Here is a 26669-nt window from a genome sequence, read left to right as displayed (position 1 = left end):
TGGGCTCGCACAGAAGGGGACGGTGATCGCTGGCCGCTTCACCCTCGAGGACGAGGCCGGACGCGGCGGGATGGGCACCGTCTACCGGGCCCTCGATTCGTCCACCGGCCGGCCCGTGGCGCTCAAGTTGCTACACGCCCTCTCGTCCCAGCAGGCGGCCATGCGCTTCAACCGCGAGGCCGTGCTTCTCGAGGGTTTGCACCACCCCGCCATCGTCTCGTACGTGGCGCATGGCACCCTCGACAACGGCCAGCCCTACCTGGCCATGGAGTGGCTCCAGGGAGAGGATCTGACGCGCCGCCTCCTGCGCGAGCCGTTGTCTCTCCCCGAGGTGGTGTCGCTGCTGCGCCGTGCCGCCGAGGGACTGGCCGTGGCCCACCGGCAGGGCATCGTCCACCGGGACCTCAAGCCCTCCAACCTCTTCCTGCGTGGGGGCCGGCCCGAGGACGTGGTGGTGCTGGACTTCGGGCTGGCGCGCCATGCGGCGCCCACGCTGGCGGGGGTGACGGGGACGGGCACGGTGGTGGGGACCCCGGGGTACATGGCTCCGGAGCAGGCCTCCAGCAAACCGGAGATTCCGCCCGCCGCGGACATCTTCTCGCTGGGGTGCGTGCTCTACGAGTGCCTCACGGGCACGCCGCCCTTCGCTGCGCCGCACTTCGCCGCCGTGCTGGCCAAGATTCTCTTCGCCGAGCCGCTCGCCCTGCAGAAGGCACGTCCCGGCCTGCCCGTGGGCCTGCAGGTGCTGGTGGACCGCATGCTGGCCAAGGACCCCAAGCGGCGGCTGCCGGATGCGGATGCGCTGTTGGAGTCGCTCTCCGCGCTGGAGTCGGTGCCCGAGTTGTTGCTGCCCCAGGCCGGGACGGACCCGGGGCCCCTCACCATGGCGGGGGCCGAGCAGAAGCTCGTCAGCGTCCTGCTGGTGTCCCCTCGCGCCAGGGTCCTGGAGGAGGAGACGGCGGATTGGGAGCAGGGGCTCGCCCTGCGCGACGCCCTGCGCGCGGAGGTCTCTCCCCATGGCGCCCAGGTGGAATTGCTGGCGGATGGCTCGCTGGTGGCCACGCTGATGCCCGAGCGCGGTACCGCCACGGACCAGGCGGCGCTGGCGGCGCGCTGTGCCCTCACCTTCAAGGAGCGCTGGCCCGAGGCCGCCGTGGTGCTGACCACGGGTCTGGGTGTCGTCAACGAGCGGTTGCCGGTGGGCGAGGTCATGGACAGGGCGGGGCGGCTGTTGCGCCAGGTGAGCCTCCTGCCGTCCTCCGCGCAGGTGGTGATGGACGAGGTGACGGCGGGGCTGCTCGGCGCGAGCTTCCAGCTTTCCCGCCTCGATTCGAGCTCCTTCCTGCTGCAGGGCGAGCAGCTCAGCGCGGACGAGTCCCGCCCTCTGCTGGGCAGGCCCACGCCGTGTGTGGGCCGCGAGCAGGAGCTGGCCATGCTCGACCTCAGCTTCTCCTCATGTGTCGAGGAGCCGGTCGCGAGGGCCCTGCTGGTGACGGCGCCCGCGGGCGTGGGCAAGTCGCGGCTGCGCCATGAGTTCCTGCGCCGGATGGAGCGCAAGGAGCAGCCACCGCTGGTGCTGTTGGGGCGGGGAGACCCCATGCGGACGGGTGCCTCGTATGGCCTGTTGGGCCAGGCGCTGCGGCGGTGGTGTGGCATCGGGGAGGGCGGCCCCCAGGAGGAGCACCGGGATCGGCTGTCTCAACGCGTCGCCCGGCACCTGCCGGAAACAGGCGCCCGGGAGACGGTGGAATTCCTGGGCGAGCTGTGCGCCCTCCCATTCCCCGCGGAGGGCAATGCGCGGCTGAACGCGGCCCGGAGCGACCCTCGGTTGATGAGCGCGCAGATGGGCCGGGCGCTGGTGGCCTTCCTGAAGGCCGAGTGTGCCCATCAGCCGGTGTTGCTGGTGCTGGAGGATCTGCACTGGAGCGACGCGCTCACCGTGGCGCTGGTGGACGAGGCGCTGCGGGAGTTGGACGAGCACCCCTTCATGGTGCTGGCGCTGGCGCGGCCCGAGGTGAAGACGCTCTTCCCGGGCTTGTGGTCCCGGAGGTTGCAGGAACTGCCGCTGCACGGGCTGAGCCGCAAGGCGGGAGCGCGGCTGGTGCGCGAGGTGTTGGGGCCGCAGGTTCCCGATTCCGTCGTCCAGCGGGCCGTGGAGATGGCCGACGGCAACGCGCTCTTCCTGGAGGAGCTCATCCGCGGAGTGTCCGAGGGACGAGGGGAGGGTGCTCCGGAAACGGTGCTGGCGGTGCTCCAGGCGCGTCTGCAGCGGATGGAGCCGGGGGCGCGCCAGGTGTTGCTGGTGGCCAGCGTCTTCGGCCGGACCTTCTGGACGGGAGGCGTGGCGGAGCTGTTGGGCCGGCAGTTCGCGAACGAGGCGCTGGAGCAGCTCCTGGGGTTGCTCGTGGAGCAGGAGGTCGTCGAGCGGCAGCCGGACAGCCGTTTCTCCTCCGAGGCCGAGTACCGCTTCCGTCATGCGCTCGTGCGGGACGCGGCCTACGGTCTGGTGCCCGACAGCCATCGTCCGGTGGGACACCGCCTGGCCGGCGCCTGGTTGGAGCAGATGGGCGAGCCGGATCCCCTGGTGCTCGCCACGCACCACCAGCTCGGCGAGCAGCCGGAGCGTGCCGTCCATTTCTACACCCGGGCCGCGGAGCAGCTCTTCGAGCATTACGACATGCCGGGGACGATGCGGTGCGTGGAGGCGGCGCTGGCTTGCGGTGGGGACGGCGCGAAGTTCGTCCGGCTGCGCGCGCTCCAGGCCGTGGTGGCCTTCTGGATGGATGACATGCCGAAGTCCCTGGCGCTCGGCGGTGCCGTCCTGGAGGAACTGGAGGTGGGCAGCCGGCTGTGGTGCTGGCTGATGGGTGCACAGATCCTCGGGGGCATCTACAGCGGTATGCGCCAGGAGCAGCTCACCCGGCTGAAGCAGTTGCTGCGCGCCACCTCCCCGGCGCCCGAGGCCGTGGGTGCCTACCATTGGGCCGTCAGCTGCATGGGCCTGTCCTTCGTGTTCTCCGGCTCGCGTTGGGAGTTGGAGGACTGGCTCGGGCAGATGGGGCCCATGGTCGCGAACGGGCCCTCACGCGGGTGGACGCAGTACATCGACGGTTTCTTCCATCACCTCTTCGAGCCCAGGCCGTGGCATGCCTTGACGCAGGCCGAGCAGGGGACGCGGTATTTCCGTGAGCTCGGCGCGGAGCGGGACGCGCTCATCGTGCAGACCTTCCAGGGGTTGGCGCTGGCCGCGCTGGGAGAGGTGCCCCGGGCCGTGGAGCGGATGCGGGAGGTGCTGACCTCGGGCAGGCGTTTGGAGGCACACCTCGCGGTGGGAGCGGCCCAGCACTACCTGGCGCAGGTGCTGGCCAACAGCCCCGAGCCGGAGCACCAGCAGGAGGCGTATGAGCTGGTGCGCGACTGGGTGGACCTCGAGGAGTCCTATTCCTACAGGCGGGGCATCGCGCACTCCGTGCTGGCGAAGGTGATGGGGGAGCGTGGCGGGTGGCTGGAGGCCGAGGCGCATGCACGCAAGGCCTGTGAGTTGTTGGCCCCCTTCCAGGCGGACGTGGTCTACGCGCGCGGGTGCCTCAGCAACATCCTCTTCGCCCAGGGGAAGACGGCGGAGGCCCGCGAGGTGGCGGCGCTCGGTGTGCGGGAGCTGGAGGAGACGCGGAGCATGGGCATCTACGCGGTGTCCATCCGCCTGGCATGGGCGAGAGCCTGTTTCGCGGAGGGGGCGGCCGGGGAGGGGGACGCCGCCCTACGTGAGGCGTTGCGCTGTGTGCGCGTTCGCTCCCAGGACATCCCCGAGCCGCGGGCCCGCGAGCGATTCCTGCGGCAGGTACCCGAGAATGCCCGGACCCTGGAGCTGGCTCGCCAGCGCTGGGGCGAAGCCTCGGTGTAGGACTGTAGGACCGGCAGCGGAGCCTGGTGCCAGGTGGCCGTACACCCGGTGAAGGCTCAGGGCGGATGGTGGGGTGGGGATGTGATAGGTTCTCCCCTGTCCCGCATGGATAGCGACAAGACGGCTCCATCTCCACCGAGACCACCCCCCAACATCGCGCCGCAGGGCCAGCTCATCGCCGGGCGATTCGTCATCGACGACCTGGCGGGACGCGGGGGCATGGGCCTCGTCTACCGTGCCACGGACCGCACCACCGGCCGGACCGTGGCCCTCAAGCTGCTGCATGCCTCCCCGTCGCAGGAAACCACGCTGCGCTTCAACCGCGAGGCCGTGCTGCTGTCCATGCTGAACCACCCGGGCGTCGTGTCCTACGTGGCGCATGGCACCGTCGACGGAGGCCAGCACTTCCTGGCCATGGAGTGGCTCGAGGGAGAGGACCTGGCGCGTAGGCTGCTGCGCGAGCCCCTGCGCCTGTCCGAGGCCTTGTCGCTGCTGCGCCGGGCCTCCGAGGCGCTGGCCGTGGCCCACCGGCAGGGCATCGTCCACCGTGATCTCAAGCCCTCCAACCTCTTCCTGAGAGGCGGCCGGCCCGACGACGTGGTGCTGCTGGACTTCGGACTGGCCCGGCAGGCCGCCGCCACGATGATGGGCGTGACGGGCACCGGTGCGGTGGTGGGCACGCCGGGCTACATGGCGCCGGAGCAGGCCTCCAGCGAGCTGGAGATTCCGCCCGCCGCCGACGTCTTCTCGCTCGGGTGCGTGCTGTACGAATGCCTCACGGGCCGGCCTCCCTTCGAGGCGCCGCACTTCGCCGCCGTGCTGGCCAAGATCCTCTTCGCCGAGCCGGCGCGCCTGCACAAGCTGCGCCCCAGCCTGCCCATCAGCCTGCAGGGGCTGGTGGACCGGATGCTGGTGAAGGACCCGAAGCGGCGGCTGGCGGATGCCGATGGGTTGCTCAAGGCGCTCGCGGAGCTGGAAGCCGTCCCCGAGCTGCTGTTGCCCCGCTCCGAGTCGGATCCGCGTCCCGCGAGCCTGGAGGGCGCCGAGCAGCAACTCGCCAGCGTTCTGCTGATGTCCCTGCCGGCGCGGGGCATGGAAGACACGCTCGCGTCGCCCATGCGGGGGCTCGAGGTGCGGGATGCGTTGCGCGCGGAGCTCTCGGCGCATGGCGTCCGAGTGGAGCTGCTGGCGGATGGCTCGCTGGTGGCCACGCTGGTGCCCGAGCGTGGCACGGCGACGGACCAGGCGGCGTTGGCGGCGCGGTGTGCCCTCACCTTCAAGGAGCGCTGGCCCGAGGCAGCCGTGGTGCTGACCACGGGCCTGGGCATGTTCAACGAGCGGCTGCCGGTGGGCGAGGCCATGGATCGGGCGGGGCGGTTGCTGCGCCAGTTGGAGCGCCTCCCCGACTCCTCGTGCGTCGTGCTGGACGATGTCACGGCGGGGCTGCTCGGGCCGGGCTTCCAACTCTCGCGCATGGATTTGGGCGCCTTCCTGCTGCAGGGAGAGCAGCTGGGCGTCGACGCCTCGCGGCCGCTGCTGGGCAAGCCCACGCCGTGTGTGGGCCGGGAGCAGGAGTTGGCCCTGCTGGAGTTCTCCTTCAACACCTGCATCGAGGAGCCCGCGGCGCGGGCCATGCTGGTGACGGCGCCGGCCGGAGTGGGCAAGTCGCGGCTGCGCCACGAGTTCCTGCGCCGGCTGGAGCGGCGGGAGCAGCAGCCGCTGGTGTTGTTGGGGCGGGGAGACCCGGTGAGCGCGGGCGCCTCGTACGGCCTGATGGGCCAGGTGTTGCGGCAGGTGTGCGGAATCGTGGAGGGAGAGCCCCTGGAGACGCGCCGCGCGCGGTTGTCCCAGCGGGTGGCCCTGCACCTGCCGGTGGAGGCGGCCCGGGAGGTGGCGCCTTTCCTGGGAGAGCTGTGCGCCGTGCCCTTCTCCGGAGACGAGAGCCCCCGGCTGCTCGCGGCCCGGAGTGATCCATTGGGGATGAGTACCCAGGTGAGCCAGGCCCTGGTGACCTTACTGCGAGCGGAGTGTGCCCGCCGGCCGGTGTTGCTGGTGCTGGAGGACCTGCACTGGAGTGACGCGCTCACCGTGAAGCTGGTGGAGGAGGTGCTCCGGGCCCTGGCCGAGCAGCCCCTGATGGTGCTGGCGCTGGCGCGGCCGGAAGTGAAGGATCTCTTTCCCGGGTTGTGGGCGCGCCGCCTGCAGGAACTGCCGCTCAATGGGCTGAGCCGCAAGGCGGGGACGCGGCTGGTGCGCGAGGTGCTGGGGCCGCAGGTGCCCGAGGCGGCGGTGCGCAGGGTGGTGGAGCTGTCCGACGGCAACGCGTTCTTCCTGGAGGAGCTCATCCGCCTGGTGCCCGAGGAGCGCGGAGACTGGGCGCCGGAGACGGTGCTGGCGGTGTTGCAGGTGCGCTTGATGCGGATGGAGCCCGCGGCCCGGCAGGTGCTGCTGGCGGCCAGCGTCTTCGGCCGCACGTTCTGGCGGGGTGGAGTGGAAGCCCTGCTGGAGTCCACGGTGGGCGAGACCCTGGATCGCCACCTGCGGCAACTCGTGGAACAGGAGCTCATCGCGCCGCAGCCGGGAGGCCGTTTCCCAGGAGGGGGCGAGTACCGTTTCCGTCATGCCCTGGTGCGGGACGCGGCCTACGGCCTGGTGTCGGACACGGTCCGGCCCACGGGTCATCGCCTGGCGGGCGAGTGGCTGGAGCGGATGGGAGGGGAGCCGGATCCGCTGGAGCTCGCCACGCACTTCCACCTCGGGCAGCAGCCGGCGCGAGCCCTTCCTTTCTATCTCCAGGCCGCCAAGCGCTTCCTGGAGCGGCATGACCTGCCGGGGTTGCTGCGGTGCCAGCACGGCGCCCTGGCCTGTGGTTACGGCGGCGAGGCCCCCTCTATCTGAGCGAGGCTACAGCACGCCGCGCGCCTTGATGTCGAGGTAGCGGTTGACGGCGGCGAGGCTCAGCTCATCCGGCTGAACGTCGAGCATCTGCACGCCACCGGCGCTCACCTTGGCCTTGAGTGTTTCCCGGTCCGTGAGCAGCTCGCTGGCCACGGCCTGCTGGTAGGCCTGCTCGGGCCCCGAGGGCTCGGTGCGCAGCAGCGCCGCGAGCGCGGTGTCCCGCACGGACAGGCACAGGGGCACGTGCCGCCGCGCCAGCCGGTGGAGCGGTGCCACCATGGTGGAGGCCTGCTCCTCGTCGAGGAAGTCCGTGAATACGCACAGCAGGCTGCGCCGCGTGAGGCGCACGTTCAACTCCTTGAAGAGCGCCAGATAGTCCACGTACGTGAGGCTCGGCGTGGTGGAGTAGAGCGTGTCCAATATCTTCCGGTACTGAAGCCGGCCCGCCGCGGGAGGCAGGTACGCCTTCACCCCGTCCGCGAACACGGCCAGCCCCACGCGGTCCCCGTTGCGCACCGCCACGAAGGCCAGGAAGAGCGCCGCGTTGACGGCATGGTCCAGCTTGGTGAGCCCATCCACCTGCGCCGCCATGGAGCGGCCCGCGTCCACGCAGATGAGGATGGACTGCGAGCGCTCCGACTCCATCACCCGCGTCACCGGCCGGGTGCGCCGCGCGGTGGCCTTCCAGTCCACGTCGCGCACCGAGTCTCCCTGGGCATAGTCCCGCAGCCGCGCGAACTCGCTGCCCCGGCCATCCCGTCGCAACTGCCGCAGGCCCAGGTTCACCAGATCCAACGCCGCGCCGGACAGCAGCAGCCGGCTGGCGCCTCGCAGGTCCGGGAACACCGACACGTTCTGCGCCAGCAGGAAGTGGCGCTCATGGAAGACGAGCCCCAGCGGCCCCCGCACCCGCACGTGCACGTCCCCGAAGGCGAACTTGCCGCGCTTGGAAGGGGACACCCGGTACACCCATCGCGTCTGGCTGTCCGCGGACAGGTGGAGCGGGGCCTCCTCGGGCGTGGCGGTGAAGGACTCGGGCACGTCGTCCTTCACGTGCACGTCCACCGCCTGGCCGCCGCGGTGAACCAGCAGCAGCTCCACCTTGTTGGGCGCACCCACGGACAGGCGGGTGGGCAGCTTCCGGCTCACCTCCAGGCGCACCCGGCGGGCCATCAGGAAGTCCGCTCCCGCCAGCCCCAGGGCGAGCACATCCAGCACCAGCACCACGCCGCCGAGGCCCGGGAAGAATCCCGCCGCCATCATCGGCACGGCCAGCATGCACAGCAGCACCCATAGGCGCCCGGTGGGAATCACCGGGGGACCTCGACGGACTGCACCACCTCGCGCAGCACGTCCGAGGGCGTGGCTCCGTCCAGCTCCGCGTCCGGTGACAACAGCAGGCGGTGGCGCAGCACGGGCCCGGCGAGGAAACGCACGTCATCCGGCGTGACGAAGCCCCGGCCGCGCAGGGCCGCCAGCGCCTTGGAGGCCAGCAGCAGGTGCACGCCCGCGCGAGGCCCCGCGCCCAGGCGGATGCGGCTGGAGCTGCGCGTGGCCGCCACCAGCTTGCGCACGTACGCGAGCACTGGTGGTTCCACCGTCACCTCGTTGAGCGCCGTCCGCGCCGCCAGCAGGCCCTCCTTCGTCACCGCGGGCCCCACGCCCGCGCGTGCCAGGTCTCCCGCGTCGAAACCCCGGTGCACCGACGCGAGGATGGCGTCCTCCTCCTCGGGGGCCGGGTAGCCCACGTCGATCTTCAACAGGAAGCGGTCCAGCTGCGCCTCGGGCAGCGGGTAGGTGCCCTCGGACTCCACCGGGTTCTGCGTGGCGAACACCGTGAAGAGAGGCGAGAGGGGCATGTTCCGGCCCTCCAGCGACACGCCACGCTCCTGCATGGCCTCCAGCAGCGCGGACTGCGTCTTGGCGGGGGCTCGGTTGATTTCATCCGCCAGCAGCAGGTCCGTGAAGATGGGGCCGCGCACCAGCACGAAGGCCTGGCTCTTCAGATCGAAGATGCTGGTGCCCAGGATGTCGGCGGGCATCAGGTCCGGGGTGAACTGGATGCGCTTGAAGTCCGCGCTGACGGCGCGCGAGAGCGCCTTGGCCATGAGCGTCTTGGCCACGCCGGGCACGCCCTCCAGCAGCACGTGGCCGCCGGCGATGAGGCCCACGAGCATCAACTCGAGCGGCTCGTCCTGGCCAACGACGGCCTTGCGCACCTCGGAGAGCACGCCCTCGCGGATGGCATGGGCGGCGGCCACGGCGTTGCTGGCGGTGGAGGTGGGAGCGAAGGTGGAAGTCATGACTCCTCGGGGGTCGAAGCAACGAGCGCGCGCGAGGGCGGCCCGGAAGGATGGATGCGCTGGCGCAGCACCGCGGCGCGGGAGGCCAGTTGTTTCAAGTCGCTCTCGCTGGACACCGTCTCGGCGTTGCGGACCACGGCCCGCAGGCCATGGGCCAGGTCCTCCCGTCCGCGCGCGGCCAGTCCCTCGGCGACGGACTTGGGGGGCGCATGGGCGGGCATGCCGGCGTGCAGGGCCAATTCCTGGGTGAGGCCCTTGGTGATGAGGCCGGCGGCGAAGCCGTGGTGGCGGCCCTCGCGGTACAGGCGGCTCATGGCGAAGAGGGCGTCCGTGGCCCCCACGCGCATGGACTCGGGCGGCGCGCGTGGCCGGCCGAAGCGCTTGAGAGCCACCGCCCACAGACACAGCCCCAGCAGCAGTTGCGCCACCGCGAAGTGCAGGCCGTAGCGGCGGGCGAAGTCCACCACCGAGCGCTCGTTGGTGAAGCCGTGGTGGTGCTCGTCGAACTCGTAGGGGCCTGGGCCCAGGGCGCTCAGGGCGCTCAGCCAGAATTGCGCGTTGTCCGCGCGCGCGAGCGCCTGGTTCATCGCCAGCTCTGGCGCGCCCACCACCAGCACCCTGCCCGCGCCGTAGGGCACCACCGCCGCCACCGTCATGTTCAGCGGCTCGTCCCGCAGCAGGGGCACCGCGCCCTTCTCGGGCAGCGTCAGGTAGGCCTGCACCTTCGCCTCCACGCGCTCCACGCCCAGCGTGTACGGGCTGGAGAGCGGCGGGACGAGCGTGCGCATGGGGAGCGAAGTGTCCGCCTTGAAGAGCTTCACCCCGAGCGCGTCCAGCAGCGGGTTCTCCTGGGAGCCCCACGGCACGTAGACGAGGGCGCTGCCGGTCTTCACGTGCTCGAGCAGCTTCTCCGTCTCCTCGTCGCTCAGCTCGGGGACGTACAGCCGGTTGAAGCCGTGGCGGGGGACCTCCTCGTCCTCCAGTCCGTCCTCCTTGTCGGCGGCGAGTGCCGTCTGGTCGGGGTCCTCCTCGTGGGCGCCCTTCACCTCCACCGCGAGCAGCACGGGAGTGCCCGTGCCCTTCTGGATGATTTGAAGGTCCGCGGTGCGCCGGACCACGGGCAGACCACTCTCCTGGACGAGCAGGAAGAGGCCACGGGCCCCGTCGGGCTGGGCGCGCCAGGTGGAGAGCGTGTCGGCGAAACCGCCCCGGGCCGCGCCGCGCACCAGCCACGTGCCCAGCACGGCGGTGATGAGCAGACCTCCCACCACGAGCAGCGGGAAACGGTCACGCACCGGCGGCCTCCGGAGTGGCGGGGGTGGGGTTCAGCATCGGGGCACACAGCGCGCGGAAGTCGCGGTAGCCGTCCGCGCCCACCGGCAGGTTGCCATACCAGGCGAAGTCGAAGCGCAGCGTCAGCTCGCGGAAGGAAGGCACCCACTCGCGGCGGGTGCGGAACTGGCGCAGGTAGTCCCAGTTGCTCAGCGTGGTGTCGTAGTGGATGACGCCCTCGCGGTGCAGGCGCGAGAGCAGGGCGAGGTACAGGCTGCGCACGGCCTCGCGGTACTCGCCCCGGGCGGCCAGCTCGTCGGCGAGGTGGGCCCAGCCCTCGGGGGGACGGGAGAGGGCATTCATCGGATCCGCCGCCAGGGTGGACGCGTCCTGGGTGCTCACCTCGAGCCGCGTGTCCTCGCCCGCCCGGGCCTTGCCGAGCGCGCGCAGCAGCACCAGCACGAGCACCACCAGCACTCCGGCGATGAGGACCACCACCAGCACGTTGGCCACCGCCTGTCCGCCAGCGGCCGAGAAGCTGGGACCCTGGTTCGTCGTCTCCGAGCGGCGGAAGAGTTTCTCGAGGAACTCCGACAGCCACTTCATGAACCGTTGCCAGGGGCCCTGGGTGGGCGGCACGTCTTCGGAGGTCTTCTCCTCCTTGGGCGCCTCGGGCTCGGGCACCTGGAACTCGGGCCGCGCGAGGATGTCCCGGGCACGCGCCTGGGCCGCCCGGGCATCCGCCTGCTTCTCCAACTCCGCGGTCTGCGTCGCGAGGGTGATGCCCCGCTCGAGCCGTTCCAGGGCGCCGCAGTCCTCGTTCTCCAGGACGTCCTTCTCCACGTCACGCACGAGCCGCTGGTACTTGATGGCCTCGGCCGGGCTCAGCGTGTCGAGTGGCTGCCGCCAGCGCTCCGTGGCGGGTGCATCCAGCTCGCAGTATCCGGCCAGCTCCTGGAAGCTCTGCCTGGTCTCCGCGAGGGAGGGCGGCTTCACGGGCTGCTGGGCCCCGGCCGGGGTGGCCATCAGGCAGGTGCCCAGGATGGCGAGCAGGGCGAGCGCCGCCTTCCGGGTGGGAATCCGCTGCACGGAGGCCAGCAGATCCAGACCCTCCAGGCGCACGCGTCCATCCACCAGCAGCAGCGTGGACGTGGCGGCGCGCAGGGGCTCGAAGAGGGTGAAGGTGGCGGAGGCGAGGAAGACGACCCAGGCGGTGTTGTCCAGGGAGGCGAAGCGCTCGGCGAAGGTGAGGTCGATGCCGATCAGCTTGCGGCCGACGTAGAACAGGGTGTTGGCGGCGATGTGGAGGTTGAGGAAGGCCAGCAGCTGCACCAGCAGGAGGATGCGCACGCCGGTGGCGCTGCCTCGTGCCGGGCCGAGCATCTTCGCGCACACCCCGTACAGCCCCAGGGGGCTGCCACGGCCCTGCATCGTGACGGCGTAGCCGACGAGGTGCGCGGACAGGAAGAAGAAGGCGAAGCCCATCGTGACGCCGAGCGTGAGCAGGTTGAAGACGAACAGGTACGCCACGGCACACAGGAGGCTGGGCGTGTGGGCCAGCGCGGCGCGCAGCGAGGCCCAGGCCGTGGGCTCGCCCTGGCCCTGGCCGAGCACCAGCTCCTGCACGTGGTGGCAGGCGGCGCCCTGGAAGAGGCCGCGAGCGAGCCAGGCGAGGGTGAACCACAGGGCGGGCAGCGTCAGCGAGCGGTTGTTCGTGATGGCATCCGTCAGGTGCATCAGGGCCGCGGTGACGAGCGCCCCACCGGGCAGGGTGAGGGCCCAGACGCCGGAGCTGCGCACGCAGACGCGCAGGCCCGCGTCCAGGATGGCCACCGCCCCGCGGGGGCGCAATTCGAGCGCGGAGACGCCCATGTCAGAGCCCCGTGGCCATGCGCGAGAGGAGCAGGACGCCGCCATAGACGACGGCGGCGCCAACGAGGGCCAGCAGCACGTTGCCCACGGTCCATTCGCGGCGCTCCGAGGGCCCCTCCAGCGCCTTGAGGCGCTTCTCGAGGCAACTGGCGCACCGGTTGATGCCCTCGAACTGGGTGGTGCACTCGCGGCAGACGACGTGGCGGCACTCCACGCAGATACCGAGCCCGGTGCGTTCCGGATGGTAGTGGCAGCGGCCCGAGCCCTGGATCATGGGCGCAGCCTACGCAATCCCGGGGCGCCCGTACCAGCGGCTCGGAGGGCTACTTCACGGGGAAGTAGCCCACGGTGGTGACGAGCTCCTGGCCCTCGGGGGAAAGCACGTAGTCGAGGAAGGCGCGGGTGGTGCCGGTGGCGTGCCGGGGCAGGTAGAAGTAGAGGCGGCGCGAGAGCGGATAGGTGCCGTTCTGGATGTTCTCCGGGCTGGGGGCGATGGCCTCGCTCGCCGCGTCCTTCTTCACCTTCAACTCCTTGATACCCTTGGCGTAGGCGGCGCCGCCGTAGCCGATGCCATTGCGCTCGAGGCCCACCGCGTTCACCACCGCCGCGGTGCCGGGCAGGGTCAGGGCGCGGGGGGTGAAGTCCTCGCCGCCGAGCACCGCGTCCTTCACGAAGACGTAGGTGCCCGAGGAGTTCTCCCGTGAATAGACGACGATGGGTGCGTCGTTGCCTCCCACGTCCTTCCAGCGGGTGGTGTCGCCCAGGTAGATGGCCTTGAGCTGTTCGAGGGTGAGCACCACCACGGGGTTGCTCTCGTGGACATAGAAGGTGATGCCATCCACGGCCACGGGGAGCTCGATGGGGCCGGAGGGAGAGCGCTGGTGGGCCTGCTGCCGCTCGGCGTCCTTGATGGGCCGGCTGGACATGGCGATGTCGGTGGTGCCGTTGATGAGCGCCGCGATGCCCGTGCCCGAGCCGCCGCCCGTCACCTGGATCTTCGCTTCCGGGTGCAACTTCATGAACCGCTCGGCCCAGCGCTGGCCGAGGAGGACCATGGTGTCCGAGCCCTTCACCGTCACGGAGCCCTGGAGGCCCGGCACGGGAGGGGGCCGGGTGCCAGCGTCCTCTCCATCGGAACCGGGCGGACGCCTGCATCCGGACAGCAGGGCGAGGAGCGCGAGGGCGAGGAGCGAGCAGTGCTGCGGTCTCATGGGGCCAGGATACACAGGGCACGCTCGACGGATGGTGACATCTCCGTCTTGCAACGGACGCCCCTCCGGGCCGCCAGGAGGTTTTCCCGTGAGAATCTGGCGGGGGGTCCGCTAGAACCGCCGCTCCCGAGGAGACGGAGGAGAACGGAATGGACTTCATCGGACAGCTCTCGCAGCAGCTTGGCGTGGACTCCAATCAGGCGCAGGGGCTGGCGGGCTCGCTGCTCAAGCTGGTGCAGGGGACCGTGAAGGAGAAGATGGGGCCGGAGGCGGCGGACCAGATGGGCCAGGCCATTCCCGAGATGCAGGGGTGGCAGCAGCAGGCGGAGGCTGGGACGCAGCCGGCCGCGCAGGGGGAGTCCGGTGGTGGACTGATGGGGGCGTTGGGCGGTCTGGGCGGGCTTCTGGGGGGGCAGGGCCAGTCGTCTGGAGGAGGAGGCGGCGGGCTGATGGGCGCGCTCGGTGGTGCCGTGGGTCAGGCGAGTGAGGTGGCGGGGGTCGTGGCGCTGCTGCAGCGCTTCAACATCGACGCGGGCAAGGCCTCGTTGGTGGCACCGCTGCTGCTCAACTTCCTCAAGTCCCGGCTCGACCCGAAGCTGGTGGGGGGCATCCTCGCGGTGATGCCGATGCTCGCCAACCTGGGGAGTGGGGGCGGCAACACGCCGGGCGGTGGAGGCGGCCAGGGCGGTGGAGGCCTGGGCGGGCTGCTGGGTGGCCTCATCCGCTGAGCCCGATGATTCGCCGCGCGTTCATCCAGGAGCTGGGCGGTGGGCGGATGGAGCCCGAGATGAGGGACGTGCTCGGCGGGCTCCAGGAGCGGGGCATTCCCGCCGAGCTGTTCACCGCCAAGCGGCTCGAGCGGCGCCAGCTCCCGTTGGACCGGGAGACCCTGGTCGCGGGTGACGTGCCCTCCGTGCTGGGAGCGTTGGCGCAACTGGGCCTCGAGCCACCGCCGACGAACGACTATCCCCGGAGCCTCGAGCTGTTCCTGCACCGGCGGCTCTGGACGAGCACCGTGCGGAGCCTGGTCGCGGGCATCGAGGACAGCTCGAGCCCACCGGTGTTCGCCAAACCGCGGGGGCGCAAGAAGCGCTTCACGGGGCACGTCTTCGGCACGCAGGAGGATCTGCTCTACCTCCAGCGGGCCTCGCTGAACACGCCCATCCTGTGTTCGGAGGTGGTGCGGTGGCTGAGCGAGTACCGGGTGTTCGTCATCCGGGGCCGCATCGTGGGCATCCGTCACTACGCCGGGGACAAGGCCATCCGCGTGGACGAGGCCGAGGTGGAGCGGGCGGTCCGCGCGGTGGAGGCGGCGGGCGAGGGAACGGCGGCCTACGGCGTCGACTTCGGTGTCCTGGAGACCGGTCAGACGGCGCTCGTCGAGTGGAACGATGGCTTCGCGTTGGGCTCCTACGGGTTGGACCGGTCGCTCTACACCGAGCTGACGCTCACGCGCTGGGAGGAGTTGATGGCCGCAACCGGAGTTGTCCTGTCATGAGCCAAACAGTCGCGGAGCTGCCCGAGCATGCGCGGGCCATCATCGCCGAGGAGGAGGCGCTGCTCGTGCGGGTACTCGCCTCCGTGGACGCCGCCAGGCTGCGCAGTGGCAGCCGCACGCAGGAGACACAGGGCCTGATGGCTCAGTTGCAGGTGTTGCGCGACGAGGCGGCGACCGCACCCGTGGCCGACCTTCCGCATCTGCTCCATCAGATGAACCAGGCACGGGCGCTGCTCGAACGTCAGGAGACCGCCCAATTGCCAGACACCGGCGCTCCCTACTTCGCGCACCTGCGCGTGGACGGGCCCGCCGGCATCCGGGACTACCTGCTGGGCCGCACGAGCTTCGCCGATGCATCCGCCGACGTGCGCATCATCGACTGGCGCTTCGCTCCGGTGGCCCGCGTCTTCTATCGATATGGAGAAGGCGACTCCTATGAGGAGTGGTTCGGCGAGCGGCTGTCCGAGGGCACCGTCGAGGTGCGCCGGCTGGTGGTCATCGAGCGCGGGCGGTTGATTCGCATCCAGTCCGGCACGCTCGTGCTCGTGCGCACGCCCGAGGGCTCCTGGCGGATGCCGGGCGCCGGGCCTGCTTCCCAGCTCGCGGGGGGAACGGGAACGGCGGTCCGCCCGGGCCAGCTCGGAGTGGGGGAGGGGGCTTCACGCCGCGAGGGGGCGCTCGACATCACCGCGCTGCTCGACGCCGAGCAGTTCGAGGCCGTGAGCGTGGCCGCGGATCAGCCGCTGCTCGTCCTGGGGAGCGCGGGCAGTGGCAAGACGACGGTGGCCCTGCACCGGCTCGCGAAGATCGCCTTCGACGACCACGCGCGCTACCCCGAGTCCCGGATGAAGGTCATCGTCCCCGAGGAAGGCCTGGCGCGCCTGTCCCGGCGCCTGCTCGCGCCACTCGGGTTGGGGAAGGTGTCCGTCGAGACGCTCGATTCCTGGGCGGCCACGGCCGCGCGCGTCTCCTTTGGTGCCAAGGCCATCAAGGTGTGGGAGGACCCGCCGCCACTCGTCTCGAAGCTCAAGCGCCATCCGGCCCTGCGCCTCGCGCTCGCGGCCCGGTTGGGAGTGAGCAAGTCATCGGCCACCAGCCTGCCGCATCTGCGCAAGCGGCTCGCCGAGGTCTTCACCGACCGGCGCTTCCTGGAGGGCGTCGTCTCCCATTCGAAGGGGGCTCTGCCGCTCACGGCTGTCGACGAGACGGTGCGCCACACGATGTTGCAGATCGCCACGCCGCTCGAGCGAGAGCTGGAGGGAGTGGACCCCGAGCGGCTCCAGACGCTGGATGGCAAGTCCCTGGAGAGTGACACGCCCGACGAGCTGGCCGGAACGTTGGACCTGGAGGATCTCCCGTTGCTGCTCTTCCTCCGGGCCCAGACGGGGAACCTGGGCGCGGTGGGCCGGCTGGTGCACGTGGTGCTGGACGAGACCGAGGACTTCTCCCTCTTCGAGCTGTTCGTGGTGGGCAAGCTGCTGGGTGAGGCGCGCAGCTGCACGCTCGCGGGCGACGAGATGCAACAGACGTCGACGAGCTTCGCGGGATGGCAGGCGGTGCTCTCGGAGTTGGGCATCCGCGACGCGGCCACCTGCCGGCTCCAGGTGTCCTACCGTTGTCCAAGGTCTGTCACGGAGTTGGCGCGCAAGGTCCTGGGCACGCAGGCCACCACCGCGGCCCCCCAGGCTGGCCGGGCGGGGGCTCCCGTGGGTTTCCACCATTTCCCCGACGAGGCCCAGGCCCACCTCTTCATCGGCGAGGCGCTGAGAGATCTCCTGGAGCGCGAACCTCATGCCTCCGTGGCCGTCATCGCCAACAGCCCGGAGCAGGCGCGGACCTTCCACCGGGTCGTCTCGGACCAGTCCTGGGCCCGCCTCGTGCTGGAGGGGGACTTCTCCTTCGAGCCCGGCGTGGATGTGACGGACGTGGACAACGTCAAGGGGCTCGAGTTCGACTACGTCGTCATCCCCGACGCCACGGCCCGCGTCTACCCCGCCCATGACGAGGCGCGTCGCAGGCTCCACATCGCCATCACCCGGACTTCCCATCAACTCTGGGTTGTCTCGTCTGGGGTCCGCTCGCCCCTGCTCGCCGAAAATTCGTTTTGAACGAATTTGAACAATTGTGACAAAATGAGGGGAATGATGGAGCGCCGTCCCCAGCTGCTCTCACGGCTGTCCAGATGCCGTCCCGAGCATCTGGTCCCCGGGATGTTCCTGGAGGCGGCGCTCGCGTCGGTGGCGGCTCGTGCACCTCCCGAGGTGCTCGAGCGGGCCCGGGGGCAGATCTCCGAGGGTGAGCGGCTGGTGGAGAACTACCGCTATCCGGTGGCCTGGATGTTGGGGATCCTCGACATCATCGGCCAGGACGCGGAGGCCCGGGGTGGCTCCTACGGTGAGGCCATCTATCAGACCGGACGGGACGCGGGACTCGCCTATGTCCGGAGCACCGTGGGGCGGATGCGGGCCATGGTGGGCTCGGCGTCCGGGCTGCACCGCTCGCTGGAGGGCATCCCGAGCGCCGCCTCCGTGGCGGTGACTTTTGGCGAGCACTCCTACCGCCGGCTGAGCCCCAACTCGGGTGAGCTCATCTTCAAGCAGGACCTGATTGGCGTGGGCTGGAACGTGGGCATGGTGGTGGGCAGCACCTCCACCGCGCTGGCGCTGGGCCCGGAAGGCTTGAAGTTCGAGGTCACCGTGACCGACGAGGACGCCAGCAGCTTCGTCCTCCGGCTCACCTGGTAGGGATTTCCCAGCCCTTTCCAACAAGACAGGGATTGGACCCGCCCGGGCCGCGGCACGTGCACGTGTGTCCGGTGCCAGAAGCCGACAGTTTGGGAAGCCAGGGGAGAGCTTCAATTCCAAACGAGGCGCCTCCCGGCGTGTGCGCAAGGAATTGAAATCACTCTGGCGCATGGAGGGCGCGCGAGTGGATTCCGGAGTTGCGCCCGAGTCGCGTTGCTACGGAATTCGCCTCGAAAGTCAATGACTTCCATTAGGGAACTTGACGGAGCTTGGCGGCGTATGTTTCTTCTCAAGGTGCAAGGGATTGGGAGCCAAGGGGAAATCCATGCACTCGCTCACGGAACAACTGATGGGTCATTCGCGCGCGCGCTCGGGCACGGGACCGGTCACGGGTCCGTACTCGGGTTACTCGCTCCATGGTCCGGGAGGCATCCAGGTGGTGCTGCCCGAGCAGGGAGTGGTGCTGGGCCGGGCCACGCAGTTGAGCCCCACGGCGGTGTGGGCGGAGCCCGGGGACTCGGTGGAGGCGCTGGCGCATGCGCGGACGGTGCGCGTGTGTCTGGACGTGGGCGGCACGGCCATTGGCCCGCTGACGGGCGAGCCCCGGTGGAGCGGTGCGGGGGCGCGCGGCTCCGCGGTGGGAATCCAGCTCGTGGGCATCTCCGCGGAGCAGGGCCGGCAGATCCTGAGCGTGCTGGAGGAGGCGGTGCTCACGGGCAGCGCCCAGCCCGAGGCCTCGCCCCTGCCCGTGCAGGAGGAGATCGCCGGGCTGGAGCGCATCGAGTCCGTGCTCACGGCCATCTCCGCGATGAACAACAAGGGCGTGCTGCGCCGGCCGGGCCGGACGGTGCGGGTGATGCTGGAGCGGCTGGACGCGGAGCGGGGCCTGCTGCACTGGCGGTGCACCGAGCCGGGGGCCGGCTGGGGCGAGGCGCCCTACGAGCTCGAGGTGGTGGGTTACAACTCGGCCTACCGGATGCGCCTGGACGGCCCCGCCGCGCAGGGGGACACGCTGGTGACGCGGCTGCCCGAGCGGCTGTTCCGGGTGCGCCACCGCGCGCACCGCCGTGTGCGCGCTCCCGAGGGGCTGCGGGCCCGCTTCGATCATCCGATGTGGAAGGAGCTGGGGCGGCGCGAGCGCGAGGTGGTGGACCTCTCCTTCACCGGGTTGGGCCTGAACGTGGCCCCCGAGGACCTGGTCTTCCCCGGGCTCTTCCTGACGGTGGAGTTGGCGATGGCCGGGGGTGAGAGCCTCTACCTGCAAGGGGAGGTGCGGCACGTGTCCGCCGCCCGGAGTGATGGGCGGCGGGTGGCGGGCCTGGAGGTCCGTCCGCGGACAGAGCAGGACATGGTGATGTGGTCGCACTTCGTTTCCCAGTCGCTGTGCCCCTCCACGCGCACCAGCGAGGAGTACCTCGAGCCGCTGTGGGAGCTGTTCGAGGCCTCGGGCTACTTCAACCTGGCGGGCAAGTCCGCCGGGCACTTCGACGAGCTGCGCCGGAGCTTCATCGATCTGGGCAAGCGCTCGGCGCAGCTTCCCCACCTGTTCTGCCAGACGGTGTGGCCGTCGGAGCGGGGGGTGGAGGCGTCGCTCTCCTCGCTCAAGGCCTACCGTCACTCCTGGATGGTGCACCAGCTGGGGCGGCGTCCCGGCAAGCCGTCCAACGCGCCCGAGGTGCCGGGGCAGATCCTCCGGGACATCTACATGCGCACGCTGGAGCACGCCCAGGGGGATCCGGAGTTCCGCTGGGCCATCAGCTACGCCGAGTCCACGGTGCCCTTCGTCTACCGGACGCACGTGCGGTTCGCCCAGCGGATGCAGGGCATCGGGCAGGGCCTGGTGATGCCGCTGCGGATGATGGACGTGGAGTGCGCCGAGCTGAGCGGCCAGCCCGTGGGAGACCTGGACATCGGGCCCGCGTCCATCGGGGAGAAGTACCTGCTGGCGGGGGAGATCGCCCGCACGCGTCCGGCCTGCTACGTGGAGGCGCTGGACTTCACGAGGGATCGCCTGGAGCTGTGGGGGACCTCGCGCGCCTGGCAGGGGGTGGGGCTGGAGCGGGAGCGGCGCATCATCGTGGCGCGCCGTCAGGGCGTGCCCCTGGCCGCGCTGGTGCTGGAGCTGGGGCACCCAGGGACGAACCTCTTCCGGCTGCTCGACTCCGCGCGTCTCTTCCCGCTGACCCCCGAGGGGAAGCGGAGCGCCTACGTGGCGCTGCTGGACGAGGCGCGCCGCTGGTTCGCGCAGCGCGGGCGCAGCTCCTTCGTCTTCCTGTGCGAGGACGATGGCGCCTACGCGAAGGCGGCCCGCCTGCATGACGATCCCTCGGCGCAGCCCATCCTGTGGATCATCCCCGCCTCGCAGGTTCCCGAATTCCTCGAGCACGTCAGCGAGCAGTCCGTCGGCCGTGCCCGGTCCACCCCTCATCTCGAGTCCTGAGTCCCGAAGGAGCTTCACCATGGAATTGCTGAAGATGCAGTACGAGCCCCACGCCCTGCCCGCGCGTACCCTTCTGGACACGGACCCGGCCCTGTGCCGCCTGATGGATCCGTCCATCCAGCCGGCGGTCCTGGAGCGCTTCCTCATCGAGTGGATGGCGCGCGCGGTGTACATGACCGAGCCGGTGGACGGGTGGATCCGCCGCACGGGCCAGCGCTGCATCGAGCTGGGCATGGAGAAGCTCGGCAAGCAGCTCATCACCCACGCCAAGAGCGAGACGGGCCACCACCTGATGACGCTCGAGGACGCGCGCGTGCTGGTGGAGCACTGGAACGCGCGGTACTCGCCCCAGCTGTCCATGGAGGAGCTGGTCGCGCAGGCGCCCACCGGCTCCATGCGGGAGTACCGGCAGATCCACGACGAGACCATCGAGGGGCCGTTCCCGGTGGGGCAGATCGCCATCGAGCGCGAGGTGGGTTACCTGGCGGTGTACTTCGGGCCGCGCCTGGTGAAGCAGGTGGAGACCGTGTTGGGCCAGGAGGTCGCCGGCAAGCTCACCTTCCTCAATGAGCACGTGGCCGTGGACGTGGGCCATACCCTGCTCAACGAGAAGATGCTGGAGGAGGCCATCACCCGCTCGCCCGAGCAGGGCCGCATCTATGCGGAGACCGGCGCGCGTGCGATGACGGCGTACATCCACTTCCTGGGTGAGTGCCTGCGCATCGCCGAGGCGCAGGTGGCCGCGCGCGTCATGGCGTAGGGGGTTTCCACTCCCTCGGGGTTCCACTCCCTCGGAGGGGTGGGGCTCCTGGCGCGCCGATGACCCCGGTTGGCGTCTATCTTCAAGCCCCTCCCTTGTCTCTCCCTGTAGAACCGTTGATACAGGTAATCCTGTAGAGCGGTTCCAGAATAGAGAGAGGGAAAAACCATGATGACTTGGAATGGGGGCAGGAGCGTAGCCGCCTGGGTGGCCGCGCTGCTGTGGGTCACCATCTCCGTGGGCTGTACGACGCAGGATCCGGGCTCCCGGAGCGGGAGCGCGGAGGTTCGCGTCACGCTGCCCCAGGCGCTCTCGGCGGCGGACGTGAAGCGCGTGCGTGCCGAGGTGCGGGGGCCGGGCATCTCGTCTCCCATCTCCGCCGAGCTCGTCCAGGTGGGAACCACGTGGCAGGGCACCGTGGGCGGCATCCCCGTGGGACCCGAGCGCGTCATCGACGCCTACGCGTTCGATGCGTCGGGGCGGGTGCTCTTCCAGGGGAGCTCGTCTCCGCTCACCGTCGGCGCGGGGGGCACGGCGAGCGCGTTCCTGCTGCTGCAGCAGGTGGACTCGCCGCCGCCCTTCTATAACGAGGCGCCGCAGATCACCTCCATCGTGCTGTCCTCCAACTCGGCGAATCCGGGGGGCATCCTCTACCTGTCGGCCACCGCGGTGGATGCCAACGGGGATGCGCTGAGCTACTCCTGGACGGCGGCCGCTGGTTTCTTCAGCGATCCCACGTCCAGCGTGACCTCCTGGACGGCGCCCTCCACCGAGGGGACGCATCGCCTCCGCCTGGAGGTGACGGACGCCCGGGGGACGAGCGCCTCGGTCAGCTTCGACGTGTACGTCATGACGGATGGGGTTTCCGGGAGCGTCGACGTGACGGTGGGCTTCAACACCTGGCCCGAGGTCCGCACCATGCAGGGGACGCCGTCCGTCCTGAGCCCTGGCACGGCGACGCGGTTATCCGCCACGGCCGTGGACGTGGACGGGGACCCCCTGAACCATTACTGGTTCACCGACTGTAGTGGCACGTTCGACGACGCGGCGGCCGCCTCGCCCTCGTTCACCCTGAGCGAGATGCCGCCTTCGGGCCGTTGCTACTTCTACGTGTCGGTCCTGGATCCGAACGGCGGCTCGCACTCGGGCACCCTCGCCCTCCAGGCGGGGACCACCCCACGTGCCAACGTCATGCCCCAGATCGGTAGCACCTGGCAGAGCCTCTCCTCGGCCAGTGGTGGCGAGATCGTGACCCTGGGCCTCAATGCGCATGATCCCGATGGCACCTCCGTGAGCTTCTCCTGGTCCGCGTCCGCCGGAGAGATCCAGACCACCACCTGGACCAGCACCTCCAGCCAGGCGACCTGGTTGGCGCCGTCGTGCCTCGACTCGCCGGCGTACATCTACGCCCAGTTCACGGACGCGGATGGGGCCTCGCTGGTCTACGGATTCACCGTCCATCCGGAGCCGGGCTCGGACTGCTCGGCGCTGGCGGTGAATGGCATCCGCAACATCTACAACCTCCCGGGGGACACGATCATCTCGACCCCGGCTGATCTGAGCGCCATCCCCATCGGAGCCTATGTGCCCTCCGCGGATGGCTCGCGCTTCGTGTACGTGGCGGGGACGGGCCGGTCCGATGGCACCTTCACCATTCCCGGCGTGGAGAGGACGCCCTACTACCTCCGGTACGGTTCCACCTGGATCTGGACTCCCAGCCGCTTCGTGGACCTGAGCTCCGCCAGCCTCGGCCGCCCCGGTGTGGAGCAGGAGCCCGCGGGCACCCAGCTCGCCTTCGAGCTCGACGGACTCACGCCCTGGCAGTCCTCGGATGCTCTGCAACTGCACGCGACGGGCCCGGGCATCGGCTATTTCACGTTGGCCTGCGCCTACGACTTCATCTGGCCGGACGACGGTGCGACGAGCCTCACGGGCTCCATCGACTACGGCAACGCCATGCGGAACTGCGGGACGGTGCCCGCGCGGTTCGATTCCTCCCTGGGGGACTTCTTCCACGTCACCCAGCACGTGAGCCGCATGGACTACTCCACGCTGCCCTCGGGCCTCTCGTTCTCCGAGCTGCGCAAGGCCTTCCAGGCCCATGACCTGTCGGGCCCGACGGATGGTGGCACGGGAGATGGCGGCACGTGGGATGGCGGCATGGTGGATGCGGGGATGGCCAGCCCGGGAACGTTGAAGGTGAAGGGCACGTTGCTGCCCCTGCCCACCACGACGCAGGTCTTCGACTTCCGCGCGTCGGAGTTCGAGGCCCTGGCGCTCGCTGCTCACTCCGGTGCCGTGCTGGTGGAGGAGGTCGTGAACCTGGGGACCCTGCCGTCCTACCACGAGTACGGTCAGTACGATGGCTACCCGGACCTCGCCAACGCCACCAACGCGAGCCCCGGACAGGGCAACTTCCCCGTGGTGTTCGAGTATGGCAATCCCTACCAGCCCTATTGGCCGAAGATCGTCATGGCCTCGGCGAGCGCCGTCTCGCCCTTCTCGGTCGACCTGGCGGATGGTGGAACGTCCCGCCCGGCCTGGTACTCGACGTCGGTCTTCTCCCAGTCGCCGGTGTGGGAGGGCTCGACGCAGCCGATCATCCCCATGGTGGGTCCGCCTCGCGACCTGCGCGTCAACGGTGTTCCGGCCTCCGGTGGCGCCCCCACCGTCTCGACCGTGGGGACGAGCCCGACACTGAGCTGGACCGCGCCCTCCATCGGCGCCCCGACGCGATACCAGGCGCGGCTGTATGAGCTCTACGCGACGTCCACGGGCGGCACGGCCCGGACGCTCCTGGGCTACTACACCACGCTGGACACGCAACTCCGCCTGCCGAGCCTGGTGGCGGGCAAGACGTACTTCGTCGTCCTGTACGCCTACGCGGTCCCGGGCACGACTCCGGACAGGCCGTTCCAGGACGGTCCGGAGTTCCACTACGCGTCGGTGTTCTCGGCGAAGTTCACGCCCTGAGCCGGTGCTTTCCGCCGGGGTGCCAGGTGCACTCCGGTGGGCTCCCGGGTGCGGCCGTGCTCAGGCCGCCTCGGGGACCTCGCGGAGGAGGACGATCTTCCCCCGGACTCCTCCGCGCTCCAGCAGTTCCTGACCGGCCCGTCCAGACAGCAGCGGCAGGCGGTGGGCGATCAGCGGCTGCACCTTCCGCTCCGCGAGGAGCTGGAAGACGCGGGGGAGATCCTCGCGGAACGGCCCTGGATCCTTCCGGTAGATCTGGGTGATGCCGTAGAAAGCGGGACGGCGGCCCCGGAGGCGCGCGCCCACGAAGAGCGCCAGCATGCCGGAGAGGGTGCCCAGGTTGTCGCGCACGGCCTCGGCCTTGGGCGCGCAAGGGAGTCGGGCTGGCGGTGCTGCCAGCCGGGTGGGCCCAGGTCGAGACGGAGCTGGAGCGCCTCTTCGACGTGCCCGAGCTCCCGCGCCGGCCGATGTGGTTGGTCATCCAGCCCGAGGCCTGGGAGCGTGCCGCGGTCCGGGTGGTGGCGGCGCGTCTCAGGGAACTGCTCGACCCGGGATAGGCAGGCCGTGGACTGCGTGACGCTGGGCCGTGCGGGCTGTCACGTGGACGCCGCGCCTGACAAAGCTGTCTGTGATTGGCAACGGATTTCCTATTCCCGGCTGTCTTTGGCCCCTCGTCTGTCCGCCTGCTCTCCGCGCGGGCATCGACGCAGCGTGTTGATTTGAAGACAAAGCTGAGGGATGCTCCGTGCGCCTTTGACAAGGAGTCAAAGCCTCACAGTCGCGTGCAACTCCTTTCGTTGATCAGGGCAGGGCCCTGGTTGGCGCAACGGGAGAGCCGCTTCTCGCAAACACCTCTGGTCCGATGTCCACCGGCCACCCCATGTGGTCCGGGTCCACCCCCTGTCTGTCTCGAGCTCGATGGAGAGCCCCTACATGAAGAAGACCCTCCTGCTGGTTGAAGCCCTGATCGCCCTCGCTGGTGTTGGCTGCGGAAACGCCGATGACCTGAGCCTTGGCGAGCCCTCCGAGACACTGGGAGTCGCTTCGGACGCGCTGACCGCGCCGAACTGCGTGCCCCTCACCGCGACGTCGGTGATTGCCAAGGGGCATGACGGCAACGTGCCGGCCAATACGATGGACGACCAGTTCGGCACGCGCTGGAGCATGTTCGGCAAGGGGTCGTGGATCGACTATGACCTGGGTGCCTCGAAGACCATCTCGGGCGTGACCATCGCGTGGCACCAGGGCAACCAGCGCGCCAGCAACTTCCGCGTGACCGTGTCCTCGGATGGGATGAACTACACGCAGGTCTACTCCGGAAAGAGCAGCGGTACGACGACGGGGGCGGAGACCTACTCCTTCGCCCAGCGCACCACGCGCCGCGTGCGCATCTATGTCGACGGCAACACCCTGAACGACTGGGCCAGCATCGCCGAGGCCCGCGCGTGCGCTCCGCCCTCGTCCGGCAGCCCGGGCTCGGGCTCGGGGACCGGCGTGGTGTGGCGCGGCGACTTCGAGACGGGTGACCGCTCCCAGTGGAGCAGCACGCAGATGGTCAGCTCGGACCGGCTGCAGGTGGTGTCCTCGCCGACGCGGCAGGGCAGCCATGCCATCAAGGTCACCGTCCGCCAGGGGGACAACCCCATCAGCGCCAGCGGCAACCGCAACGAGCTGGTGCGGATGACGAACGAGAAGGAGGGCGACGAGTACTACTACCGCTGGAACACGATGTTCGCCTCGGACTACCCCAGCGCGAAGACGTGGCAGCTCTTCACCCAGTGGCACCACAGTGGCAACAACGGCTCGCCGCCGGTGGAGTTCTACGTCAACGGTGAGACCATCTACCTGCGCGTCAACGGCAGCACCGTGGTGTGGAGCACGCCGCTGGTGCGCGGTCAGTGGCAGGACTTCATCTTCCACGTGAAGTGGTCGTCCAACTCGAGCGTGGGCTTCGTCGAGCTGTACCACAATGGCCAGCTCGTGCTGCCCAAGCGCTCCGCGGCCACCCTGTACTCGGGGCAGACCAACTACCTGAAGGTGGGCCTCTACCGGAACAGCACCATCGTCCCGGTGGGCGTGGTGTACCACGACGGGTGGATCCAGGGCCGGAGCCTGCAGGACGTGCAGTAGCGCCGGCCCCGGGGGGGGCTCGCCGTCTACGGCAGCCCCGCCACCCAGCGCACGATGTCCGAGGTGGTCACCAACCCCGCCAGCGTGCCCCGGGAGCTCACCACCGGCACCCGGTGCACGCCCGCGTTGACCATGATCTTCGCGGCCTCGGTGAGCGACGCCTTCTCCGGCACGATGAGCACGTGCCGCGTCATCACGTCCTCGACGGTGGTGACATCCACCAGGTGCTGGCCGGAGGGTAGCGTCACGCCGGACTCGTCCTCCCCAGCGAGCCGCTGGCGCACCAGGTCCGTCTTGGACACCATGCCCAGCAGCCGGCCCTGCTCGTCCACCACGGGCATGCCGCTGATGGCGTGCTCCAGCATCAACTCGGCCGCCGTCTGCAAGCTGGTGTCCGGGTTGACGGCGATGACCTCCCGGCTCATGACGTCGCATACCGCCCACAGGGCCGGCGAGGGGAGCGGCTCCGACTCCTCCAGCTCGCTCGGAAAGGGCATCGGGCGGTTGTTCATGGGGAAGGCTCGCATGGTCGTGCTCCTATCGGGGGCCCGAGCCGCGGCGGTCACTGCGTCCACGCGGCGGGAGGGCCTTGTGTGAGCCTCCTCCAGTGCAAGGGGAGCGCCATGCCCCTCACGAGGGGGGCCCGAGTGGGACGCGCGCAGGC

The 26669-nt window shown here is 70.1% G+C and carries 18 protein-coding genes and 1 pseudogene; 11 read left to right on the top strand and 8 right to left on the bottom strand.

The annotated features are described in order from the left end of the window. Positions 1–22 precede the first annotated feature (22 nt). Together BO221_RS46875 and BO221_RS46870 are read left to right on the top strand one after the other, a co-directional pair. Positions 23–3904 (top strand): serine/threonine-protein kinase PknK, encoded by a 3882-nt coding sequence (locus BO221_RS46875; RefSeq protein WP_369866174.1) that lies wholly within the window; start codon positions 23–25, stop codon positions 3902–3904. 105 nt (positions 3905–4009) lie between these two features. Then, on the top strand, positions 4010–6802 hold the full coding sequence (locus BO221_RS46870; RefSeq protein ID WP_083682530.1) for a serine/threonine-protein kinase: 2793 nt from the start codon (positions 4010–4012) through the stop codon (positions 6800–6802). A gap of 6 nt (positions 6803–6808) precedes the next feature. Here BO221_RS46870 and BO221_RS46865 read toward each other — a convergent pair whose 3' ends face one another. The 6 genes from BO221_RS46865 to BO221_RS46840 are packed head-to-tail and all read right to left on the bottom strand — an operon-like array spanning position 6809 to position 13460. Further along, positions 6809–8116, bottom strand: a complete 1308-nt coding sequence (locus tag BO221_RS46865; RefSeq protein ID WP_073567435.1) for a DUF58 domain-containing protein — start codon at positions 8114–8116, stop codon at positions 6809–6811. Then, positions 8113–9105, bottom strand: a complete 993-nt coding sequence (locus BO221_RS46860) for a MoxR family ATPase (RefSeq protein WP_073567434.1) — start codon at positions 9103–9105, stop codon at positions 8113–8115. Before BO221_RS46860 ends, BO221_RS46865 begins: the two co-directional genes overlap by 4 nt. Next, complete coding sequence (locus BO221_RS46855; RefSeq protein WP_073567433.1) at positions 9102–10400, bottom strand: DUF4350 domain-containing protein; 1299 nt, start codon at positions 10398–10400, stop codon at positions 9102–9104. The genes BO221_RS46860 and BO221_RS46855 overlap by 4 nt, the downstream gene beginning before the upstream one ends. Continuing rightward, a complete protein-coding gene (locus BO221_RS46850; protein WP_073567432.1) occupies positions 10393–12249 on the bottom strand; it encodes a DUF4129 domain-containing protein in 1857 nt (618 codons plus the stop codon). Before BO221_RS46850 ends, BO221_RS46855 begins: the two co-directional genes overlap by 8 nt. Before the next feature lies 1 nt (position 12250). Next, positions 12251–12523, bottom strand: a complete 273-nt coding sequence (locus BO221_RS46845) for a hypothetical protein (protein WP_073567431.1) — start codon at positions 12521–12523, stop codon at positions 12251–12253. Between the two features lie 49 nt (positions 12524–12572). After that, complete coding sequence (locus BO221_RS46840) at positions 12573–13460, bottom strand: phosphate ABC transporter substrate-binding protein (protein WP_083682528.1); 888 nt, start codon at positions 13458–13460, stop codon at positions 12573–12575. 122 nt (positions 13461–13582) lie between these two features. On the opposite strand from BO221_RS46840, the pseudogene BO221_RS46835 reads away from it, so the two are divergent. From BO221_RS46835 to BO221_RS46805, 7 genes and pseudogenes are all read left to right on the top strand, one after another. Continuing rightward, positions 13583–14188 (top strand): annotated as a pseudogene (locus BO221_RS46835) (DUF2780 domain-containing protein); the annotation flags it as partial. Positions 14189–14193: 5 nt separating this feature from the next. Next, entirely contained in the window at positions 14194–14958 is a 765-nt protein-coding gene (locus tag BO221_RS46830; protein ID WP_073567428.1) for an ATP-grasp domain-containing protein, read from the top strand. Next, on the top strand, positions 14955–17066 hold the full coding sequence (locus BO221_RS46825) for an ATP-binding domain-containing protein (protein WP_073567427.1): 2112 nt from the start codon (positions 14955–14957) through the stop codon (positions 17064–17066). Before BO221_RS46830 ends, BO221_RS46825 begins: the two co-directional genes overlap by 4 nt. 33 nt (positions 17067–17099) lie before the next feature. Continuing rightward, on the top strand, positions 17100–17702 hold the full coding sequence (locus BO221_RS46820) for a DUF2378 family protein (protein WP_073567426.1): 603 nt from the start codon (positions 17100–17102) through the stop codon (positions 17700–17702). A gap of 325 nt (positions 17703–18027) precedes the next feature. Beyond that, positions 18028–20142, top strand: a complete 2115-nt coding sequence (locus BO221_RS46815; RefSeq protein ID WP_073567425.1) for a hypothetical protein — start codon at positions 18028–18030, stop codon at positions 20140–20142. Between the two features lie 19 nt (positions 20143–20161). After that, positions 20162–20902, top strand: a complete 741-nt coding sequence (locus BO221_RS46810; protein ID WP_073567424.1) for a hypothetical protein — start codon at positions 20162–20164, stop codon at positions 20900–20902. A gap of 168 nt (positions 20903–21070) precedes the next feature. Beyond that, positions 21071–23875, top strand: coding sequence for a hypothetical protein (locus BO221_RS46805; RefSeq protein ID WP_143196088.1), 2805 nt, complete (start codon positions 21071–21073; stop codon positions 23873–23875). Positions 23876–23935: 60 nt separating this feature from the next. Here BO221_RS46805 and BO221_RS46800 read toward each other — a convergent pair whose 3' ends face one another. Further along, positions 23936–24226: a zinc-binding dehydrogenase gene (locus BO221_RS46800; protein WP_073567422.1), complete on the bottom strand. Its 291-nt coding sequence runs from the start codon at positions 24224–24226 to the stop codon at positions 23936–23938. Positions 24227–24264: 38 nt separating this feature from the next. On the opposite strand from BO221_RS46800, the gene BO221_RS55210 reads away from it, so the two are divergent. Continuing rightward, entirely contained in the window at positions 24265–24432 is a 168-nt protein-coding gene (locus BO221_RS55210) for a hypothetical protein (protein WP_158080040.1), read from the top strand. Positions 24433–24808: 376 nt separating this feature from the next. Further along, a complete protein-coding gene (locus BO221_RS46795) occupies positions 24809–26005 on the top strand; it encodes a heparin lyase I family protein (protein WP_073567421.1) in 1197 nt (398 codons plus the stop codon). Between the two features lie 26 nt (positions 26006–26031). On the opposite strand, the gene BO221_RS46790 is transcribed toward BO221_RS46795, so the two are convergent. After that, the gene (locus BO221_RS46790; RefSeq protein WP_073567420.1) at positions 26032–26532 is read right to left on the bottom strand and encodes an HPP family protein; all 501 of its coding nucleotides are present in this window, start codon (positions 26530–26532) and stop codon (positions 26032–26034) included. Positions 26533–26669: the final 137 nt, after the last annotated feature.

Origin of the sequence: Archangium sp. Cb G35 (assembly GCF_001896145.1) — a bacterium.
Lineage (GTDB): Bacteria > Myxococcota > Myxococcia > Myxococcales > Myxococcaceae > Archangium > Archangium violaceum.
The sequence above is the reverse complement of the archived record's forward strand: the minus strand, read 5'-3'. Positions and strand labels throughout refer to the sequence as shown.

Bases quoted from the DNA above. Each gene is read 5' to 3' on its own strand.
- BO221_RS46870 (WP_083682530.1), top strand. From the start codon at position 4,010: ATGGATAGCGACAAGACGGCTCCATCTCCACCGAGACCACCCCCCAAC.
- BO221_RS46860 (WP_073567434.1), bottom strand. From the start codon at position 9,105: ATGACTTCCACCTTCGCTCCCACCTCCACCGCCAGCAACGCCGTGGCC.
- BO221_RS46850 (WP_073567432.1), bottom strand. From the start codon at position 12,249: ATGGGCGTCTCCGCGCTCGAATTGCGCCCCCGCGGGGCGGTGGCCATC.
- BO221_RS46845 (WP_073567431.1), bottom strand. From the start codon at position 12,523: ATGATCCAGGGCTCGGGCCGCTGCCACTACCATCCGGAACGCACCGGG.
- BO221_RS46840 (WP_083682528.1), bottom strand. From the start codon at position 13,460: ATGAGACCGCAGCACTGCTCGCTCCTCGCCCTCGCGCTCCTCGCCCTG.
- BO221_RS46830 (WP_073567428.1), top strand. From the start codon at position 14,194: ATGATTCGCCGCGCGTTCATCCAGGAGCTGGGCGGTGGGCGGATGGAG.
- BO221_RS46825 (WP_073567427.1), top strand. From the start codon at position 14,955: ATGAGCCAAACAGTCGCGGAGCTGCCCGAGCATGCGCGGGCCATCATC.
- BO221_RS46820 (WP_073567426.1), top strand. From the start codon at position 17,100: ATGATGGAGCGCCGTCCCCAGCTGCTCTCACGGCTGTCCAGATGCCGT.
- BO221_RS46815 (WP_073567425.1), top strand. From the start codon at position 18,028: ATGCACTCGCTCACGGAACAACTGATGGGTCATTCGCGCGCGCGCTCG.
- BO221_RS46810 (WP_073567424.1), top strand. From the start codon at position 20,162: ATGGAATTGCTGAAGATGCAGTACGAGCCCCACGCCCTGCCCGCGCGT.
- BO221_RS46805 (WP_143196088.1), top strand. From the start codon at position 21,071: ATGATGACTTGGAATGGGGGCAGGAGCGTAGCCGCCTGGGTGGCCGCG.
- BO221_RS46795 (WP_073567421.1), top strand. From the start codon at position 24,809: ATGAAGAAGACCCTCCTGCTGGTTGAAGCCCTGATCGCCCTCGCTGGT.
- BO221_RS46790 (WP_073567420.1), bottom strand. From the start codon at position 26,532: ATGCGAGCCTTCCCCATGAACAACCGCCCGATGCCCTTTCCGAGCGAG.